Genomic DNA, 18585 nt, shown 5'->3' on the forward strand with positions numbered 1-18585 from the left:
AGACAGCCGTTTTTCTATATTTTATTTTAGTTGTGTTGGTAATTTTTCAAATCCCATATTAAAAAGAGTAAAGCCGAAAATATCTGCATATTGCTCAATAGTTTTGCTTACTGGCGTACCGGCGCCGTGGCCGGCATCGGTTTCAATACGTATTAAAACCGGATTGCTTCCAGCTTGTTTTGCTTGAAGCTCTGCGGCAAATTTAAAACTGTGTGCTGGTACCACTCTATCGTCATGATCGCCGGTAGTAATTAAGGTTGCGGGATATTGAACGCCTTTCTTTACATTATGTACCGGTGAATAACCCTTTAAATATTGAAACATTTCTTTGCTGTCTTCGGCAGTTCCATAGTCATAGGCCCATCCAGCGCCAGCAGTAAAAGTATGATAGCGAAGCATATCTAACACCCCAACCGCTGGCAAGGCTACTTTCATTAAATTTGGTCTTTGCGTCATAGTAGCGCCCACTAATAACCCTCCATTAGAGCCACCGCGAATTGCGAGATAGTTGCTAGAAGTATAGTTGTTTTCGATTAAATATTCGGCTGCAGCAATAAAATCATCAAACACATTTTGTTTTTTCATTTGCGTACCTGCGTCGTGCCATTTTTTTCCGTACTCGCCACCCCCACGAAGGTTTGGCACTGCGTAAATTCCGCCCTGTTCCATCCAAACTGCATTGGCGATACTAAAACTTGGTGTTAAGCTAATATTAAACCCACCGTAACCATAAAGAATGGTTGGATTTTTTCCATCCAATTCTAGGCCTTTTTTATGGGTGATAATCATAGGCACTTTTGTTCCATCTTTTGATGTATAGAAAACTTGTTGGCTTTCAAAATTTTCTGGATTAAAATCTATATCTGGTTTAATGAATAATTCAGAATTACCACTGGCAATATCATATTTATAAATGCTACCGGGTGTTACATAATTGGTAAAAGAATAATACAACTCTTTTTCTTTCTTTTTAGTTCCAAATCCGCCAGCAGAACCTACACCGGGAAGTTTTACTTCTCGAATTAAGTTTCCATCGTAATCATACTGCAAAACTTTTGATACTGCGTCTACCATATAATTAGCAAAAATATTGCCTCCCCCAGTGCTCGGAGAAAGCACATTTTCGGTTTCTGGAAGAAAGTCCTTCCAATTTTCGGGAGTTGGATTTTTTGCATCTACCGTAACAATCTTTTTGTTTGGCGCATTCATATTGGTAACAATGTAGAGTTTGGAGCCTACATTTTCAAGAATATAGGTATCTGTATCTGTATTGTTTATTATAGTAACAAATTCAGAATTAGGCTTGGAAAGATCTTTTATAAAAAGTTTATTTCCCGAAGTAGATGTACTGGCTCTAATAAGTAAGTAATTGTTATCTTCGGTTACGCTTGCGTTAATATAGCGGTGTTTTTGTTCAGGAGTAGCACCAAAAATTATTTTGTCTTCGCTTTGCGGTGTACCCATTTTATGATAGTACACTTTGTGTTGATCGGTTTTTGCCGAAAGTTCACTGCCTTTAGGCTTGTCGTAACTGGAGTAATAAAAACCGTCTTCGCCCTTCCAGGAGAGGCCGCTAAATTTAATATCTTTTAAAGTATCGCCAACTAATTTTCTAGTTTCGGTATTCATTACAAGCACTTTTCTCCAGTCGCTTCCACCTTCAGAAATACTATAAGCCAACTTGCTGCCATCTTTAGAAAAACTGGTTTCTCCCAATGAGATTGTTCCGTCTTCCTTAAAAGTATTCGGGTCTAAGAAAACTTCGGCCGTACTGGGATCTTCTCCCGTTTTGTAGCGATAGATTACGTATTGATTTTGCAACCCATCGTTTTTATAAAAATACGTGTAGTTACCTTCTTTAAACGGAGGTCCAACTTTTTCATAATTCCAAAGATGTGAAAGGCGCTTTTTTAAGTTATCTCGGAAAGGTATATTTTCTAAATAATCAAAAGTTACTTCATTTTGGGCTTTTACCCACGCGGCCGTTTCTTTACTCCGATCATCTTCTAACCACCGGTATGGATCTTTTACTGTTTCGCCAAAATATGTATCTACGGTTTTTTCCTTCTTTGTCTTTGGATATTTCACAGAAAACATTTCTTTTTTAGTTTGGGCTTCACCAGAAAAAATAGCGAGCACCAAGATTACGGTAACGATTGTGTACTTCATAAAAATTATTTTTTTTCTTAGAAATGCAAAGGTACTGCTTTTAACCTTATTGCGAATATTCTAAAAAGCAAAAGGCTTCGGTTAAAGAAGCCTTTTGTTTTGTTAAATGGACGGTCTATATAAATAACGGTCTATAAACCTTCCAATGTTTATAGATAAGTATAACATTTAAAACTACAATCACCAAGGCCGCAATAAGACCCGGAGTATCTAAAAATATATGGAATAGTAAAATATTTACTGTTATTGGCGCCAATAATAGCAGGGCAAATGGCACCCATTTATTAAATAGTAAAAGTGCGCCGATAAATATTTCAAAAATTCCAACTACATATAGAATATAGCCAGTGTTGCTGAGCGAGTCTATAAAGATTGCTGCCTCTCCTGTATAAATATGCGTTGGCATAATTTTAAAGTGAAGCAACTTGCTCAGTCCAAAAAAAAGTAATCCTAAGCCTAATATAATCCTTAGGATTTTAGTAAAAGTTGAATTCATAGGCTTTACGTTTAAGGTTAATCCTTAAAGATACTGAAAAAAAGAGAACATCGCTTTGTAAATATTATGATTTTTTAACAAAAAATAAATAAATATTTCGCGATTTTTCTTAAAAGCCTAAAGTAGTTTGTGGTATATTAAATATTCTGCAATTTGAATTGCATTGGTAGCAGCACCTTTTCTTAGGTTATCGCTAACAATCCACATATTTAGCGTGTTGGGTTGGGTTTCGTCCCTTCGAATTCTTCCAACAAAAACATCATCTTTGTCGTGCGCATATATGGGCATAGGATACGTATTGGTATCTGTATTATCTTGAAGCACAATACCAGGAGTTTCGTGTAACATTTTACGTATAGCGCCTAATTCAAAATCATTTTCAAATTGAACATTTACAGATTCACTGTGGCCTCCTGCGGTAGGAATTCTAACAGCGGTTGCCGTAATAGAGAAGGTACGGTCGTTTAAAATTTTTTGTGGCTCGCGCGCTAGTTTCATTTCTTCTTTGGTATAACCATTTTCTTCAAAAACATCGCAATGTGGTAAAGCATTTTTATGAATTGGATAGGGGTAGGCCATTTCTCCCTTTATTCCGGCCATTTCATTCTCCATTTGTTTAACGGCCTTTAAACCTGTTCCAGACACTGATTGATAGGTAGAGACCACCACGCGCTTTAGCTTGTATTTTTTATGAAGTGGTGCCAAAACCATTACCAACTGAATTGTTGAACAATTTGGATTGGCAATAATTTTATCGTCCTTCGTTAATATGTGGGCATTTATTTCGGGTACGATTAGTTTTTTATCGGCCTCCATACGCCAAGCCGACGAATTGTCTATAACGGTAGTCCCTACTGCGGCAAATTTTGGCGCCCATTCTAACGATGTGCTACCGCCTGCCGAGAAAAGCGCAATATGGGGTTTTGCAGCCACGGCTTCATTAAGGCCAATTACTGTAAGCGTTTTTCCTTTAAATGAAATTTGTTTGCCCACAGACCTTTCCGAAGCTACTAAGAGCAGCTCATCTACAGGGAAATTGCGTTCCGCCAAGACTTTTAACATTACTTCGCCCACCATTCCTGTGGCACCCACCAAAGCTAATTTCATATTTCTTAAATTTGAATAATTACCTACAAAGGTCGCAAAGATTTTTGCAAAGTTCACCAATTGAGTGTGGTAAAATTAGCTTTTGTCTCTTGAATGTTTTTCTAGCGATTGAAAAGCCAGCTTGGCTATTTAATTAAGTTATAAATAGCGCCCGCAATTTTATTCTGTCCCTTTTCGGAAGTCAACAATTTAAAGTCGTTTGGGTTACTTAAATAACCCATTTCAATAAGGGTAATAGGTGCGCTTACATTTTTCAAAATAAAGAAATTTGAATTTCTAATTCCATTGCTTTCAAATTCTTGATCTATTGCATTTTTTAGACGTTCAGCAAGTTTGTTAGATGCCTCTGAGAAAGCGTTTTCAGAACTTACAAAAAAATCGAACCCACTTGCAGCAACATCTACGTTTGAGTTAATGTGAAGTGAAATAACAAAATCTGGATTTAATGTATTTATAAATTCTGCTCGACTTTTTAAGGAAAGCGGGTAATCTCCTTCACGAGTTAAAATAATTTTTACATCTTCAGCGGTATTTAAAGCCACGATTTTTAATGCGATTTCAAAAACAAGATCCTTTTCTTTAAAGCCATCTATTGCATACCCGTCATCGTTGCCGCCGTGGCCGACATCAATTACTATTATTTTTTCCGTTGCAGAAGAAAGGAAGGTCGAAAACAGCAAAATGCTTAATATTATAATATTTCTCATAAACGCTTATTTAAAAATTACAGTGTTGATAAACATATAAAAAGAACCCTCTCTCGATTGAACGAAAGAGGGTTTAAGGGTTAGAATATGTAATGTAGCGGTGATTGAAATTTATTTTTTTCTAAGCTCATCACGAATTTCCAATAGGATATCTTTTTCAGATGGTCCCGGATCTGGTGCAGGAGCTGCTTCTTTTTTCTTTCGAACTTTTGCGTAGGCTTTAACGATTAAAAACAATACAAATCCTACGATAATCAAGTTAATGATTGAGTTAACCCATTTACCCCACATTACTGCATTTTCAGGTTCTACTACTTCACCGTCTGGTCCAATAACTGCTGGATCTAGCACGTATTTAAGATCGGCAAAATCTACGCCTCCAGTAAAATGCCCTACAATAGGCATAATCATATCATTTGTAAAGCCGGTAACTACGAGTCCAACGGCACTTGCCAAAATTACGGCTACGGCAAGATCTACGACGTTGCCCGTCATAATAAAATCTCTAAATTCCTTTAACATATTTTGATGGTTTTAATGGTTAATATGTGCTAATTTACTTAAAATGCTTTCAAAAAATTAATACTTTATACATTTAAGTATTAATTTTTACGAATTACCCGTTTTACTCGTTGCGATATGGCCGTAATCAGTTCATAAGAAATTGTATTTATTGAAGCCGCTAAGTCTTCAGCACTGGCAGAGGGGCCAAAAATAATTGCCTCATCGCCTTCTTCACAAGTAATATTAGTAACATCTACCATAATCATATCCATACAAACGTTACCAAGAATAGGTGCCTTTTTTCCAGCAATAGTTACCCATCCTTTTCCTTTGCCATATGAGCGCGGAATACCATCTGCGTGACCAATGGGAAGAGTTGCAGATCTGGTTACTGTTTCAGCAATAAAACCGCGATTATAACCAACACTTTGATTTTTTTGCACCACGTGGATTTGCGAAATAACCGTTTTTAAGGTGGCTACAGGTTTTAAATGTTTGTTTTCTTCGGGATCATTTCCAAAGCCGTAAAGACCAATTCCAGATCGCACCATGTTAAAATGCGCTTCGGGATAATTTATTATTCCAGATGTATTTGCACAGTGTAACAACGGCTTGTACCCAAGTTTAGCGATTAATTCCTCCGAAATTTCTCTAAAATCTTTAATCTGACCTTGGGTAAACTCCTTCAATTTTAAATCTTCGCTAGCAGCTAAATGCGAAAAAATAGATTTTACTTTTACGCTTTTTGTGTTGGAAAGTGTTTCTGCAATCCATAATAAATCATTGTGGTTAAACCCCAAACGATTTAACCCCGTATTAAATTTTAAATGTATTGGATAGTTAGATTGATTGTGATTCTCTGCAAATTCAATAAACTCTTTTAAGGTTTTTCGAGAATAAATGCTCGGTTCCAGACAGCGATTTACAATAGTTTCAAAATTAACTGGCAGCGGATGCAACACTAAAATTGGAGTTTTTATTGAAGCATTTCTAAGTGTTTCGCCCTCATTAGTATAGGCTACAGCAAAATAAGATACACCCAAAGTTTCAAGTTCTTTTGCAACAATAACTGCATCGTTACCGTAGGCGTATGCTTTTACTACTGCAAGCATTTTCGTGCTCGGAGCTATTTTTGAAGTTATATATTTGTAATTTGAATTGAGCGCATTTAAGTCAATTTCTAATAAGGTTTCTGTGGCTTTGGGCATATTATGCTTGTTTTCCCGTTTTATCGGGCTGTCAGTCTTGGCGAGATGCTTTTTCATCTTTAATTTCTTCGGCATCCTTCACGTCTAATTTTACTACTTTATCTCTGAGCTGTACTTTGTAATATGCAGCGCGGCTTAGGGGTTCGTATTCTTCGGTTTCGCCCAGCAAAACAAGCGCTTCACTTTTTGCTTTTCTATAGCTATAGTGTGCAAGATTACCCGTTCGGGTGCAGACGGCGTGTACTTTTGTTACATATTCGGCAGTTGCCATTAAAGCGGGCATTGGGCCAAACGGATTTCCTTTATAATCCATATCCAGCCCCGCTACGATTACCCGAACGCCCCGGTTGGCGAGGTCGTTGCACACTTTTACTATTTCGTCATCAAAAAATTGAGCCTCGTCTATACCTACTACATCGCAATTATCTGCCAAAATAGGAATATTAGCTGCTGCCGGAACGGGCGTAGATCTAATTTTATTGCTATCGTGGCTAGTTACAGCATCTTCGGCGTAACGAGTATCTAATGATGGAGTAAAAATTTCAACTTTTTGTCGAGCAAATTGGGCACGTTTTAACCTTCGGATAAGTTCTTCGGTCTTTCCTGAAAACATGGAACCGCAGATTACTTCAATCCAACCAAATTGTTCTTTCTGATTTACGGTATTTTCAAGAAACATAGTTTATTTTTACGCGAAACATGAACACAAATCTATTTACAAAAGTAAACGCAACTAAAATACGGTTTAAAACCTTTGTAAAATATTGGTTTTAAACAAGAAACAAAAATAGTTGACGTTTACATATAGGATGCGTAAATTTATAAAAACAAAATAGAAAATCCGTTTAATTTAAAAAGATATGAAGAAGAAAGTCCGCGAGCAGGTAACAGCGCTCGCCAAGCAGCTAATTGAAGAAGAAAGTACTTGTAAAACCGCATATTTAAAGGGGTTAGTTGGCGAACTATACGAAAAATTATCTGTGCTCGAATATCTTGAAAATCAGTTGGAAGATACGCCCGAAGATAGCACTATAGATTCCTTAGATTCAAAAAGTTTCCGCGAAGAAAACTGGTTTACGGAGCCCGAACCCGTGCCACAACCAGAACATAAAGAAGATCTTATTGAACCTTTGATGGAAAAAATAAAAGATATTGTAGCCCAAATGCCCGAAGAAAGCGAGCGTATTGACGAATTACTGGAAGAAATGATGCCAAAAAACCAAGCGGCAACCTCGGTACAGGTTAAGGAAAAGCCTTCGGTAAAATACACAAAAAACGATTTGGAGGAATTTGCTTCAAATTATCAGCAAATGCCCGAATTTGAAAGAAAAACAACCGGGCTCTTCCCAAAAGCTTCGGAAGGAGAAAAGGCGAGCAAAACATTAAAAGAATCTCGTCCAAAATCGCTAAACGAAACTATTAACAAAGGACTAAATATTGGGCTCAATGATCGTTTAGCCTTTATAAAGCATCTCTTTGACGGTCACGCCGAAGATTACACCCGGGTACTTTCACAAATTAACACGATGGATAATTTTGATGAAGTACAAAATTTCGTGAAGGCAAAAGTAAAGCCAGATTATAATTATTGGTTAGATAAAGAAGAATATTCTGAACGTTTTATGAATATCATTGAAAAACGCTTTAACTAAATAAATGTCATGACAGCCCAAAAAACCATTTATTGGATAGCCACAAGCCTGCTTAGCGCATTATTTTTATATTCGGCATTTACTTATTTAACAGATACCGCGGTAATTGAAGGTACATATCAAGATTATCAATATCCTTCCTATTTGGTAATTCCGATGGCGCTTGCTAAAATTTCTGCCATTGTATTTATAATTTTACGAAGGCCAAAATGGGTTATGGAGTGGGCCTATGCAGGGCTTTTTTTCGATTTGGTATTGGCCTGCTTTGCCCTTTACCGAATTGGCGACCCAGGAATGACGCTGCCATTGTTTGGAATTTTGGTATTATTAATTTCATACTTCTTCGGAAAAACCGTACGCCCATAAATTATGACGGGAAAACTCTATTTGGTACCCACACCCATCGGCAATTTAAAAGATATGACTTTTCGTGCGGTAGAAGTACTGAATGAAGTAGATTTAATTCTCGCCGAAGATACGCGCAATAGCGGAAAACTATTAAAACATTTTAAAATAGGTACCCAAATGCATTCGCACCACATGCACAACGAGCACAAAACGGTGGAAGGCATTGTAAAACGAATTCAAAACGGTGAAAACATTGCGTTAATTAGCGATGCCGGAACTCCGGCCATTAGCGACCCAGGATTTCTATTAACCCGTGCCTGTGTTGAAGCTGGTATTGAAGTAGATTGTTTGCCTGGCGCGACTGCCTTTGTTCCCGCATTAGTTAACAGCGGTTTCCCAAACGATAAATTTGTATTTGAAGGATTTCTCCCTGTGAAAAAAGGAAGACAAACCCGCTTGGAACTTTTAGCCGAAGAAACCCGAACTATTATTTTCTACGAATCGCCGCACAAGCTTTTGAAAACACTCGCACAGTTTGTGAAATATTTTGGCACAGAAAGACGAGTTTCCGTTTCGCGCGAACTCACAAAACTACACGAAGAAACCGTCCGCGGCACTGCCGAAGAAGTTTTAAACCATTTTGAAAACAAGCCGCCGAAGGGGGAGATTGTTATTGTAGTTGCCGGGAAGAAATAGTTTTTCGTTTTACATAATGTTTTTTATAAAAAACACTTTTTGTTTATTTTGTTTTTTGTCGTAAACAATATTTATTATATTTGTTTTTCATAAAAAACAAAATGAAAGAGCTTTTCATAATCAGCGAACGTATTTTAGATGCTTTAAATATCCAAAAAGAACGGTACTTGTTGGAGCAAATTGATTGGTCGCAACGGCTTATCGGGATAAAGGGTGCTAGAGGCTCTGGGAAAACAACCCTATTGCTTCAACGTATAAAATTTCATCTTTCCGAAGCGGAAAAACCTTTGTACACTTCCTTAGACAATCTATATTTTATGAACCATACCTTAATTGGTTTGGCGGAGGAATTTGCAGTACAAGGCGGAACACATTTGTTTTTAGACGAGGTACACAAATACCCGAACTGGTCTCGGGAATTAAAGCTGATTTACGACCAATTACCTTCTCTAAATGTAATATTTACATCTTCCTCCATTCTTGAAATAAATAAAGGAGAATCCGATCTAAGTCGACGGGCGGTGAAATATATTTTAAAGGAAATGTCGTTTCGTGAATATTTGAATATAAAACATAACCTCAATGTACCATCTTTCAATTTCGAATATATTCTCAAAAATCAAAAAGAAGTAGCACTAGAACTTAAAAAGCATGTTAAATTCCCAGTAGCAGAATTCAAGGAATATCTAAAATACGGCTGCTATCCTTATAGCTTTGAGGGAATTGACAATTATTATCCCAAACTTTTAGATACCATTAATTTAATGCTCGAGATAGATGTAAGTTCAGTAGAAAACATCCCGTATCAAGAAAGTCGGAAAATAAAAAAGCTGCTCGTTGCTATTGCACAAAGTGCCCCATTTACGCCCAACGTTTCAAAACTTAGTGAGCGCTTGGGTTTTTCAAGGAATTTTCTGTTGAATTCACTCAAAATATTAGATCGAGCCGAACTTATTCATGAATTCTTTACTCCTTTAAAAGGCATTGGTGCATTCACCAAACCTGAAAAATTATACCTCAACAATACTAATTTAATTTATGCACTTGCACAAAGTCAACTAGAGCAAGGAACCCTACGCGAAACATTTTTTGCCAATCAATTAAAACATATTCATGAAATTCACCTTGTTAAAAAAGGTGATTTTATCGTAAACAGAAAATATACCGTTGAAATAGGAGGCAAAAATAAAACTACACATCAGATTAAAGATCTCAAAGATGCTTTTATACTTAAAGATGATATTGAAATTGGAGCCTTAAACATTATTCCATTACATCTTTTTGGATTAATGTACTAATAGTTATCAATCTAAAATTACTAGTGCTTTCCTTTATTCCACCCATGTTTCCCGAGATATTGCTCGCCACTTTCTACAGCACCTTTTTCAATTGAAGTACCCATTGAGTCATTCCAACGGTTTAAGTATCCAAAGAGCGAAATCACGCCCAGCATTTCTACAATTTCGCCTTCATCCCAATTATTGTAAAGTCTTTGTTTTATTTTCTCATCAACGGCATTTGGTACTTGGCTGGCAGCGAGTGAAAAATCCAAAGCAGCGCGTTCAGCCTCTGAAAATGCAGGATGGGTTCTGTATTCCCAAATATTATCAAGTTGCTCCTGCTCGGCTCCGTAACGTTCGGCAGCGCGAATGGCGTGTGCTTGGCAATAGCGGCAACCCGTGGCATTACTGCTCACCCAAGCAATCATTCGTTTTAAAGCTGAAGTAACGCGGCCTTCATTCGCCATTACGGCTTTGTTGAGGTTGATAAACGCTTTGCTAATTGCCGGTCGATGCTGCATAGTAAGCACGCTGTTGGGACAAAAACCAAGTGTTTCATTAAAAAACTTGGCTAACTGTTGGGTGTCTGCATCGTAGTTTGGAGAAAGTGGAATTACTAGAGCCATCGGTGATTTTTAAATAATTTTTGCCGAAGATATGAATTGCCAATGGCAAATACCAAAACACTGCTTCGAAATTAAAATAAATTTCAACATCTAAATGTGTCAAACTGAACTGAATCAATATGAAATAGAATATTTAATTCTTCAATAAACGAAAAACACTCTTTGAAGTTTTCAGAAAATAAACGCCACTTTGGACAGCGGCAAGATTTAGCTGTGTTTGCTTTTCAGTCAATTCACCGGAAGAGATAATTTTTCCTGTAATATCTGTTATTTGGAAAGGTGTGTTTTCAGAAAACAATTCGCGTTCAATAGTGAAAATTCCATTTGATGGGTTTGGGTAAATTTTAAAGCTATCGTTTTCAAATTCTGAAACACTTAATGGACCATTAATAAGACGAGCCACAACCAAGCTTTCGCTGCCACTGTAGAAAAATGTATTGCCTCCAATTACGAGTTTTCCGTCCTGCTGAAAAGCAATATCGGCACCTTCAAAACCCAGCGCAGTGTAGCCGTTAGCGCCAAAAGTAGTGTCAAGTATTCCTTCTGAATTAAATCTATAAGTCCTGTTAAAATCGGGCTCAAACCCAAAAGTAACTCCAAAAACAATTATGTTGTTATCTGGCTGAATCAAAATTTTAAGGGCAGTAAATATATCGCCGTCAATAATTGCCGTTCCATTATTTCCAAATGAAGTGTCAATTTCACCACTTGGCAGGAATCTTTTTATGGAAGTTCCGGGTTGTGTTCTCAACGAGGTTAGTATTTTTCCATCGTCTTGAATAGTGATAGATGAATGAAATACTTCAGAGGACGACTCTATTTCAACAATACCATCAACTCCAAAATCATTGTCCAAATCGCCATTAGGTAAAAATCTGGCGATTTGGAATTTTTTTACAAAATTCTCTTCGGTTTTATAAGGCACTACTATTTTATTATCGCTTTGTACCTTAATGCCAAAAACTTTAAAGGATTCATTATTTATAAAATGAAAGAGACTTCCATTTGTGCCAAATGAAGTGTCCAGCGACCCATCTGGCAAATACTTTACCAGTAAAATAGAATTGTCGCCTCCATTTGTTGAACTTCCCCCTGCCAATATTTTAGCGTCGGGAAGCAACACAGTGCCGCTTAAATAGTTTTCGGCATAACTGGTTTTTACAATTCCGTCCGTGCCAAAAGATGTATCTAAAGTGCCATTTGGTAAATAGCGAACCAATAGAAAGCCTACTTCTCCATTTTCAAAAAATGTTGTGGAGGTTATAATTTTTTGATCGGGCTGAATGTGAAGTGAATTAAAGTATTCCTCGTAAAAATTTCCAATTTGCGTAGTTACCAATCCTCCTATTCCAAAAGTAGAATCCAAGCTGCCATCGGGCAGATGTCCAGCAAGTGCGTAAGAAAAACCGCCTCCGGAGTGGCTTGCAAAACCATAAATTATTATTCTTCCATTATCTTGAACAGCTATGGAAGTACCTCTGTCGCTCCTTCCAAAAAAATCGGTAATTGCAAAGCCATTATTCCCAAAAGATGTATCAAGTGTTCCATCCTGCGAATAGGTAAGTGTTGAAGCTATTCCTATTAAAAAAAGTAAAAGTATTTTCATATTTTCAAGTTTTAATGCTTCCGAAGAAATTTTTTCAACTCAATTCTTCAGTAAACGAAACACACTATTTGAAGTTTTCAGAAAATAAACGCCACTTTGGACAGCGGCAAGATTTAGCTGTGATTGCGTTTCAGTCAATTCACCAGTGGCAATAACTTTTCCAGTAATATCAGTTATTTGGTACTCCGTAGTTTCAGGAAATTCGCGTTCAATGGTGAAAATTCCGTTTGAGGGATTTGGGTAAATAGTTGTTTTTTGGTTTTCAAATTCGGGAGTGGACAAAGGATTATTAACACGGCGCTCCATAATAATATCTTCTTGCCCATTGTACCAAGCTGTATTGGCCAAACAAGTGATTTTACCGTCCTGTTGAATTAACATATCTGTTACAAAATACTCAGTAGAATTTGTGACGAAATTAAAACCTGTATCCACATATCCATCAATGTAATACCGCTTCATAAAAAACGGTCCGCCACCCTCAAAAAAATCAGTAAGCTCTCCAAAAACTAACAATCTTTGGTTCTCTTGAACTTCAATGTTGCTTATTATAAAATTATTTCTGTTCGGATTTATATACCCATTATTGCCAAAAGATGTATCAAAACTTCCATCAGGTAGGTATCTGAAAATTAAATTATTCATTATATCAAACTGCCAATCCAAAAAAGAACTGTGAACTGCAATTTTACCATCATTGTACAGAGCAATATGGTTTGATGAATAATCAGGTTCATTCGTTATGCTCACTATTCCATTACTGCCAAACGACGTATCCAATGTACCATTAGACAAGTAACGCAATAGCACTTGAGATGTAACACCGTTTTCTTGACTTATGCCGAGGACGACTATTTTGTTATTAGACGTTATTTCTATTTTTTGAGCCGAGTTTGATTCATTTCCTACTTCTGTAATTACCACGCCATTATTTCCAAAAGTAGAGTCTAAAGTTCCGTCAGGCAAATATTTTTTCAAGCCAATTTTAGATATTCCATTTTCAAATAATCTACCCGCTGCTAAAAGCGAATCATCATTTAAAAGTACCATCTCGCCACTATAAATACTCTCGGGAAATACTATCAGTTCTCCACTATTCCCGAAACTAGTATCTACTGAGCCATCGGCTAAAAATCGGTTAACTACAAACTCAGAATTAGCAGTCAGACTAAATGATCCACTAGCAACAATTTTACCATCACTTTGGCTTAAAACCTTTCTGTAATATTCCTCTTCATAACCTGCACCATTAAAAACTGTTACCCCATTTGTACCAAAAGAAGTATCTAAAGTACCATTTAGGTTATATCTAGCTATAGACGGAAAAGCTTGTCCTTGAATTTTAAACTGTCCCGCCACCAATAGTTTTTCATCTGTTTGCTGTGCAATTGAAATGGCCATATCCGTATCGCCTGCAATATCGGTTTGTACGGTTCCATTGTTTCCAAACGAAACATCTAAACTGCCGTCTTGGGCAAGTCCTAAAGTCGAGAACATTCCCACTAAAAAAAGTAAAACTATTTTCATAATATTGAGATTTTATGAATAAAGGGGAGAATTATTCCTACAAGATACTAAATTTTCAAATACAGCAAATATTTTCCACCAAATTTTGTAAATTTATAGCGCTTCCCATAATTAAATAATCGCAATCTATTTTTGGAATTTGTAATTTTAAACTTTGAAATTTTCGAAGTATATGCGCTGGACCCTAAAACCAAAACCCGATCCCGAAAAAGTAAATTCACTTTCAAAAGCCTTGAAGATTGAACCACTTATTGCTTCGCTTTTGGTACAGCGCGGGGTAGAAACTTTTGAAGAAGCCGAAAAATTTTTTCGCCCAAATTTGGACAATCTTCACGATCCGTATCTTATGAAAGATATGGATAAGGCGGTTTTGCGCATTCAAAAAGCAATTGAAAATGAAGAATACATATTGGTTTACGGTGATTACGATGTAGATGGAACCACAAGCGTTGCCTTGCTTTCTTCATACTTAAAAAGTTATTACCCTAATGTTTCAACCTATATTCCCGACCGTTATAACGAAGGGTATGGCGTATCGTATAAAGGAATTGATTATGCCGAAGACAATGGTTTTTCGTTAATTATAGCTTTAGATTGCGGTATAAAAGCCATCGACAAAGTTGGCTACGCATCCGAAAAAAATATCGATTTTATCATTTGCGATCACCACCGACCGGGGAAGGAAATTCCGAAAGCCGTGGCCGTACTCGACCCAAAACGGGATGATTGCTTCTATCCGTACAAGGAACTTTGCGGGTGCGGTGTTGGTTTCAAATTAATTCAAGCTTTAGCCGAAAAACGAGGTTTACAGCTTGAAGATTTATTGCTGTATTTAGATTTGGTAGCTACTGCAATTGCAGCAGATATTGTACCAATCACCGGTGAAAACCGCATCCTTGCACACTACGGTCTTAAAGTAATAAACAGCAATCCACGAACGGGAATACAAGCAATCTTAAAGCAAGTAAAAAAGGAAAAACTTACCATTACCGATGTAGTTTTTATAATAGCCCCGCGCATCAACGCCGCCGGACGAATGAAACACGGAAACCACGCTGTTGCGCTCCTTACTGAAACAGATTTTGAGAAAGCCCAAACGTACGCCGCGGAGATTGAAACTTTTAACACGGACCGACGTGAAGCAGACAAACAAATTACAGAGGAGGCACTACAGCAAATAATTGCTAATAAAGAAGAAGCACGTAAAACCACTGTTGTTTATCAAGAAAACTGGCACAAAGGGGTTATTGGCATTGTGGCTTCCCGATTGACCGAAACCTATTATCGCCCAACTTTAGTGTTTACCAAAAGTGGCGAAAAGCTTGCTGCATCGGCCCGATCTGTGAAGGGATTTGATGTGTATAATGCGTTGGAAAGTTGTTCGGAACACATCGAGCAATTCGGAGGGCATATGTATGCCGCAGGTTTAACATTATTTGAAAAAGATTTCGAAAATTTTAAAAATGAATTTGAACGCGTGGTTTCAGAAACCATTGATCCACATTTGCTTACCCCCGAAATTAGAATAGATACCGAAATAAACCTGCAAGACATCACCCCAAAATTTTTCAGAATTTTAAAACAATTTGCCCCTTTCGGCCCTGGAAATATGACACCCACTTTTATGACCCAAAACCTAATGGATACCGGTTGGGGAAAATGTGTGGGGGAAGATAAAACACATTTACGCGTCGTGGTGAAACAAGGAAATTCGAACCAATTTACGGGAATTGGGTTTGGTTTGGCAGATAAACAAGATATCGCCTGCGGCGGAAAACCTTTTATGGCAGCGTATTGTATTGATGAAAACGAATGGCAAGGAAACATTAGCCTGCAATTACGTTTAAAAGATATTCGTTAATATTGACCCGGAACCGTTGTAGGGACAAGGCAAGCCTTGTTCCTACAATCACGACACATCCGTAAAACGATTACAATGAATGGGGTTTGAATTCCCTCAATTCAAACCGTTCGCCATCAAAAACGCCGTAGGTATAATGGTTTATCCAATCGCCAAGATTATAATAGGTTGAATTGTCGCCAACCTTTATTTCCATCGGCAAATGGCGATGCCCAAAGATAAAATAATCAAAATGTTTCCTTTCCAATTTTCGTTTGGCGTATTGGGCCAACCATTCCTTTTCCTCACCTAAAAACGCTTTGTCCTCATCGCCGGAAATCAATTTGTTTTTTACCGAAAGATGTTGTGCCAATCGCACTCCAATATCGGGATGCAACCACCGGAATAGCCACTGCGAAAGCGGATTGGTAAAAACTTTCTTCATCCGCTTGTAACCTTTATCGCCCGGACCTTTTCCATCGCCGTGACCAATAAAAAAATGTTTGTTATTAAAAACAAACTCTTTCGGGTCGTGATATACTGGAATATTGAGTTCTTTTTCAAAATAATCGTGCATCCACAAATCGTGGTTGCCCACAAAAAAGTGAATTTGGATGCCGCTATCACGAAGCTCTGCCAATTTCCCCAAAACACGAACAAAACCTTTTGGTACAACAGTTTTATATTCAAACCAAAAATCAAAAAGGTCGCCGAGCAGGAAAATTGCTTCGGCATCGTGTTTTATAGTGTCCAGCCATTTCACAAAAATCTTTTCGCGCGGCAAGCTTTCGGCCTGTGTGGGCGCGCCAAGATGATTATCGCTGGAAAAGTATATTTTCTTGCCTTGCGGGATTTGCATGGAGCAAAGATAGTGAAAGTGAATTGTCGGAGTACTTTTTTATTAAGTTGTATGTTTTGTTATAACAATGTATTAACTTTGTGTAAATTTTTCAAAAATGGAAGCGAAAATAATAAAGATTGGTAATTCAAAAGGAATCATTATACCAGCCAAATTTCTGAAGCTCATCGGCCTCGAGGAAAAAGTTGCCATCGAAATTGAAGATGACAAAATGATCATTACAGCTGCAAAATCTAAACCTCGTGAAGGGTGGGAAGAAATGCTGGCAGAAGATGTGACTAAATATGGGCAGCCCGAAAGATTGATGCCAGATTTTTTCGAAGAAGAAAATAATTCTGATTGGGAATGGTAAAACAATACGATATTTATTGGGTGAACTTAGATCCAACCGTTGGAAGTGAGATTAAAAAAACGCGTCCTTGTCTTATAATATCTCCAGATTTTTCAAATAAAATTTTAAATACACTCTTGGTAGCGCCCATTACTTCTACCCTTAGAAATTTTCCGATGCGAATTGAGATTATTTTAAAAGGCAAAAGAGGGCAAGTAGCATTAGATCAAATAAGATGCATAGATAAGTTGCGATTAGGCAACAAGATGGATAGCTTGAACAAGAGATCCATCAAGGAATTAAAAACAATTCTTTCAGAATATTTAATTGAATAATTGTTAATTATCTCCCGCAAACCATTCCGCATAACTGCTGTCGGTTTCCTGCAATCTGAGGGAGTGAAGCTGAATGTTTTTCGGCAAACGATTTTTTATTTTTTCAGAAAAATCAATCACCATCATTTCGCTGGTAGGTTGGTAATCTACCAAAAGTACACTGTGGCCGCGGTCGCTCAATTCCTTTGCCAATTCTACGTGTGGCGTATTTTTATTGAAAACGGTTGCGTGATCAAATACATCTACAATTTCTTCTTTTACGATTTTTTTTAGGTCGCTAAAATCTATTACCATCCCAAATTTCACATTTTTGCTATCTGAAATTGGGCTGCCAATTACCGTTACCGAAAGTTTGTAACTGTGGCCGTGTACATTTCGGCATTTGCCGTCGTAGCCGTAAAGTGCGTGTCCGGTTTCAAAAGAAAAAATCTTGGTAATGCGTATCTGGTTCATAACGTAAAGTTGGGCAGCAAAGATACAACTTTCTTCGCCCGTGCTTTATTTTCTACCTTTTGAAAATTGAAGCTGAATTTTACGAACAAAAATATCCTCCTCAAACCGCATATATTTTAGTTTATAGCACGTGTAAAACCAATGACTTTCTGCGCTATATTTGCGCGTTTTCTTAAAAGAATATAAAATGACCGAAGAACTTTTTGAGCAATTGGAATTTGTTGAAAACCCGCTGTTCGAAACTATTATAGATAACTTGTTGGACAAGCAATACAGCATTGTAAACAACTTTTTTTCTTCGGAAGAAGTAGTGGTTTTACGCAACTCACTAATTGCAAAATACGACGCAGATAGATTTAAAAAATCTGCAATTGGCAGTAAAACGAATGAAGAAATTGACAAATCAGTTCGTGGTGATTTTATTCTTTGGATGGATGAAAATAGCGCAAATGAAGCAGAACTTGTTTTCTTCAAAAAAATAAATGACCTGGTTAATTATTTAAACAAAACCTGTTTTTTAGGAATTCTTCATAAAGAGTTTCACTACGCTGTGTATCCAACCGGCACTTTTTATAAGCGGCATTTAGATACCTTTCAGAATGACGACCGACGTAAGCTTTCTATAGTTTGCTATTTAAACGAAGACAACTGGTTGGCAGAAAATGGAGGCGAGCTCACTATTTATACCGAAAATGAAGATTTAAATATTTTACCGATTCCGGGACGTATTGTTATTTTTGAAAGTCAAATTTTGGAGCACGAAGTAAAAGTTGTAAAAGCTTCGGAACGCATGAGTATTACCGGTTGGCTAAAAACGCGTTAGTTTTTCGTGTATTCCTTT

Annotated in this window: 20 protein-coding genes; 8 read left to right on the forward strand and 12 right to left on the reverse strand. The window is 37.2% G+C overall.

Going from position 1 to position 18585, the window contains the following annotated elements; translation table 11 throughout:
• Positions 1-21 precede the first annotated feature (21 nt).
• From QCQ61_RS04280 to QCQ61_RS04310, 7 genes are all read right to left on the reverse strand, one after another.
• Entirely contained in the window at positions 22-2169 is a 2148-nt protein-coding gene (locus QCQ61_RS04280) for a prolyl oligopeptidase family serine peptidase (RefSeq protein ID WP_279449494.1), read from the reverse strand.
• Between the two features lie 115 nt (positions 2170-2284).
• Positions 2285-2665, reverse strand: coding sequence for a DoxX family membrane protein (locus QCQ61_RS04285; protein WP_279449496.1), 381 nt, complete (start codon positions 2663-2665; stop codon positions 2285-2287).
• Positions 2666-2782: 117 nt separating this feature from the next.
• Entirely contained in the window at positions 2783-3772 is a 990-nt protein-coding gene (locus QCQ61_RS04290) for an aspartate-semialdehyde dehydrogenase (RefSeq protein WP_279449497.1), read from the reverse strand.
• A gap of 125 nt (positions 3773-3897) precedes the next feature.
• Entirely contained in the window at positions 3898-4479 is a 582-nt protein-coding gene (locus tag QCQ61_RS04295) for an N-acetylmuramoyl-L-alanine amidase family protein (protein ID WP_279449498.1), read from the reverse strand.
• A gap of 111 nt (positions 4480-4590) precedes the next feature.
• Entirely contained in the window at positions 4591-5001 is a 411-nt protein-coding gene (mscL, locus tag QCQ61_RS04300; protein ID WP_279449500.1) for a large conductance mechanosensitive channel protein MscL, read from the reverse strand.
• 80 nt (positions 5002-5081) lie between these two features.
• Complete coding sequence (gene alr, locus QCQ61_RS04305; protein ID WP_279450227.1) at positions 5082-6191, reverse strand: alanine racemase; 1110 nt, start codon at positions 6189-6191, stop codon at positions 5082-5084.
• Positions 6192-6222: 31 nt separating this feature from the next.
• Complete coding sequence (locus QCQ61_RS04310) at positions 6223-6870, reverse strand: thymidine kinase (RefSeq protein ID WP_279449501.1); 648 nt, start codon at positions 6868-6870, stop codon at positions 6223-6225.
• Between the two features lie 181 nt (positions 6871-7051).
• Between QCQ61_RS04310 and QCQ61_RS04315 the strand changes: the two genes are divergently transcribed.
• From QCQ61_RS04315 to QCQ61_RS04330, 4 genes are all read left to right on the forward strand, one after another.
• Entirely contained in the window at positions 7052-7843 is a 792-nt protein-coding gene (locus QCQ61_RS04315; RefSeq protein WP_279449503.1) for a DUF8457 domain-containing protein, read from the forward strand.
• 9 nt (positions 7844-7852) lie between these two features.
• A complete protein-coding gene (locus QCQ61_RS04320; protein WP_279449505.1) occupies positions 7853-8209 on the forward strand; it encodes a DoxX family protein in 357 nt (118 codons plus the stop codon).
• A 3-nt stretch (positions 8210-8212) separates the two neighbouring features.
• Positions 8213-8887: a 16S rRNA (cytidine(1402)-2'-O)-methyltransferase gene (rsmI, locus tag QCQ61_RS04325; RefSeq protein ID WP_279449507.1), complete on the forward strand. Its 675-nt coding sequence runs from the start codon at positions 8213-8215 to the stop codon at positions 8885-8887.
• 101 nt (positions 8888-8988) lie between these two features.
• A complete protein-coding gene (locus QCQ61_RS04330; protein WP_279449509.1) occupies positions 8989-10185 on the forward strand; it encodes an ATP-binding protein in 1197 nt (398 codons plus the stop codon).
• 20 nt (positions 10186-10205) lie between these two features.
• On the opposite strand, the gene QCQ61_RS04335 is transcribed toward QCQ61_RS04330, so the two are convergent.
• The 3 genes from QCQ61_RS04335 to QCQ61_RS04345 form a co-directional block, all read right to left on the reverse strand.
• Complete coding sequence (locus tag QCQ61_RS04335) at positions 10206-10793, reverse strand: carboxymuconolactone decarboxylase family protein (RefSeq protein WP_279449511.1); 588 nt, start codon at positions 10791-10793, stop codon at positions 10206-10208.
• A gap of 133 nt (positions 10794-10926) precedes the next feature.
• Complete coding sequence (locus QCQ61_RS04340) at positions 10927-12399, reverse strand: T9SS type A sorting domain-containing protein (protein WP_279449512.1); 1473 nt, start codon at positions 12397-12399, stop codon at positions 10927-10929.
• Positions 12400-12438: 39 nt separating this feature from the next.
• Positions 12439-13926, reverse strand: a complete 1488-nt coding sequence (locus QCQ61_RS04345) for a T9SS type A sorting domain-containing protein (RefSeq protein ID WP_279449514.1) — start codon at positions 13924-13926, stop codon at positions 12439-12441.
• Positions 13927-14098: 172 nt separating this feature from the next.
• Here QCQ61_RS04345 and recJ point away from each other — a divergent pair, with 172 nt between their 5' ends.
• On the forward strand, positions 14099-15787 hold the full coding sequence (recJ, locus tag QCQ61_RS04350) for a single-stranded-DNA-specific exonuclease RecJ (protein WP_279450228.1): 1689 nt from the start codon (positions 14099-14101) through the stop codon (positions 15785-15787).
• A 70-nt stretch (positions 15788-15857) separates the two neighbouring features.
• On the opposite strand, the gene QCQ61_RS04355 is transcribed toward recJ, so the two are convergent.
• A complete protein-coding gene (locus QCQ61_RS04355) occupies positions 15858-16625 on the reverse strand; it encodes a UDP-2,3-diacylglucosamine diphosphatase (RefSeq protein ID WP_279449515.1) in 768 nt (255 codons plus the stop codon).
• 97 nt (positions 16626-16722) lie between these two features.
• On the opposite strand from QCQ61_RS04355, the gene QCQ61_RS04360 reads away from it, so the two are divergent.
• Both QCQ61_RS04360 and QCQ61_RS04365 read left to right on the forward strand, forming a co-directional pair.
• Positions 16723-16977, forward strand: a complete 255-nt coding sequence (locus QCQ61_RS04360) for an AbrB/MazE/SpoVT family DNA-binding domain-containing protein (protein WP_279449516.1) — start codon at positions 16723-16725, stop codon at positions 16975-16977.
• Positions 16971-17291 (forward strand): type II toxin-antitoxin system PemK/MazF family toxin, encoded by a 321-nt coding sequence (locus QCQ61_RS04365; RefSeq protein WP_279449517.1) that lies wholly within the window; start codon positions 16971-16973, stop codon positions 17289-17291. Before QCQ61_RS04360 ends, QCQ61_RS04365 begins: the two co-directional genes overlap by 7 nt.
• 3 nt (positions 17292-17294) lie before the next feature.
• Here QCQ61_RS04365 and QCQ61_RS04370 read toward each other — a convergent pair whose 3' ends face one another.
• Positions 17295-17744: a 6-pyruvoyl trahydropterin synthase family protein gene (locus tag QCQ61_RS04370; protein ID WP_279449519.1), complete on the reverse strand. Its 450-nt coding sequence runs from the start codon at positions 17742-17744 to the stop codon at positions 17295-17297.
• A gap of 187 nt (positions 17745-17931) precedes the next feature.
• On the opposite strand from QCQ61_RS04370, the gene QCQ61_RS04375 reads away from it, so the two are divergent.
• On the forward strand, positions 17932-18567 hold the full coding sequence (locus QCQ61_RS04375; RefSeq protein WP_279449521.1) for a 2OG-Fe(II) oxygenase: 636 nt from the start codon (positions 17932-17934) through the stop codon (positions 18565-18567).
• Positions 18568-18585 lie beyond the last annotated feature (18 nt).

It is taken from the genome of Aequorivita marisscotiae, assembly GCF_029814825.1.
Classification (GTDB): Bacteria; Bacteroidota; Bacteroidia; order Flavobacteriales; family Flavobacteriaceae; genus Aequorivita; species Aequorivita marisscotiae.

Bases quoted from the DNA above. Each gene is read 5' to 3' on its own strand.
- QCQ61_RS04370 (WP_279449519.1), bottom strand. From the start codon at position 17,744: ATGAACCAGATACGCATTACCAAGATTTTTTCTTTTGAAACCGGACAC.
- rsmI (WP_279449507.1), top strand. From the start codon at position 8,213: ATGACGGGAAAACTCTATTTGGTACCCACACCCATCGGCAATTTAAAA.
- QCQ61_RS04290 (WP_279449497.1), bottom strand. From the start codon at position 3,772: ATGAAATTAGCTTTGGTGGGTGCCACAGGAATGGTGGGCGAAGTAATG.
- QCQ61_RS04330 (WP_279449509.1), top strand. From the start codon at position 8,989: ATGAAAGAGCTTTTCATAATCAGCGAACGTATTTTAGATGCTTTAAAT.
- QCQ61_RS04360 (WP_279449516.1), top strand. From the start codon at position 16,723: ATGGAAGCGAAAATAATAAAGATTGGTAATTCAAAAGGAATCATTATA.
- mscL (WP_279449500.1), bottom strand. From the start codon at position 5,001: ATGTTAAAGGAATTTAGAGATTTTATTATGACGGGCAACGTCGTAGAT.
- recJ (WP_279450228.1), top strand. From the start codon at position 14,099: ATGCGCTGGACCCTAAAACCAAAACCCGATCCCGAAAAAGTAAATTCA.
- QCQ61_RS04315 (WP_279449503.1), top strand. From the start codon at position 7,052: ATGAAGAAGAAAGTCCGCGAGCAGGTAACAGCGCTCGCCAAGCAGCTA.
- QCQ61_RS04295 (WP_279449498.1), bottom strand. From the start codon at position 4,479: ATGAGAAATATTATAATATTAAGCATTTTGCTGTTTTCGACCTTCCTT.
- QCQ61_RS04335 (WP_279449511.1), bottom strand. From the start codon at position 10,793: ATGGCTCTAGTAATTCCACTTTCTCCAAACTACGATGCAGACACCCAA.
- QCQ61_RS04280 (WP_279449494.1), bottom strand. From the start codon at position 2,169: ATGAAGTACACAATCGTTACCGTAATCTTGGTGCTCGCTATTTTTTCT.
- QCQ61_RS04375 (WP_279449521.1), top strand. From the start codon at position 17,932: ATGACCGAAGAACTTTTTGAGCAATTGGAATTTGTTGAAAACCCGCTG.
- alr (WP_279450227.1), bottom strand. From the start codon at position 6,191: ATGCCCAAAGCCACAGAAACCTTATTAGAAATTGACTTAAATGCGCTC.
- QCQ61_RS04355 (WP_279449515.1), bottom strand. From the start codon at position 16,625: ATGCAAATCCCGCAAGGCAAGAAAATATACTTTTCCAGCGATAATCAT.
- QCQ61_RS04345 (WP_279449514.1), bottom strand. From the start codon at position 13,926: ATGAAAATAGTTTTACTTTTTTTAGTGGGAATGTTCTCGACTTTAGGA.
- QCQ61_RS04340 (WP_279449512.1), bottom strand. From the start codon at position 12,399: ATGAAAATACTTTTACTTTTTTTAATAGGAATAGCTTCAACACTTACC.
- QCQ61_RS04285 (WP_279449496.1), bottom strand. From the start codon at position 2,665: ATGAATTCAACTTTTACTAAAATCCTAAGGATTATATTAGGCTTAGGA.
- QCQ61_RS04310 (WP_279449501.1), bottom strand. From the start codon at position 6,870: ATGTTTCTTGAAAATACCGTAAATCAGAAAGAACAATTTGGTTGGATT.
- QCQ61_RS04320 (WP_279449505.1), top strand. From the start codon at position 7,853: ATGACAGCCCAAAAAACCATTTATTGGATAGCCACAAGCCTGCTTAGC.
- QCQ61_RS04365 (WP_279449517.1), top strand. From the start codon at position 16,971: ATGGTAAAACAATACGATATTTATTGGGTGAACTTAGATCCAACCGTT.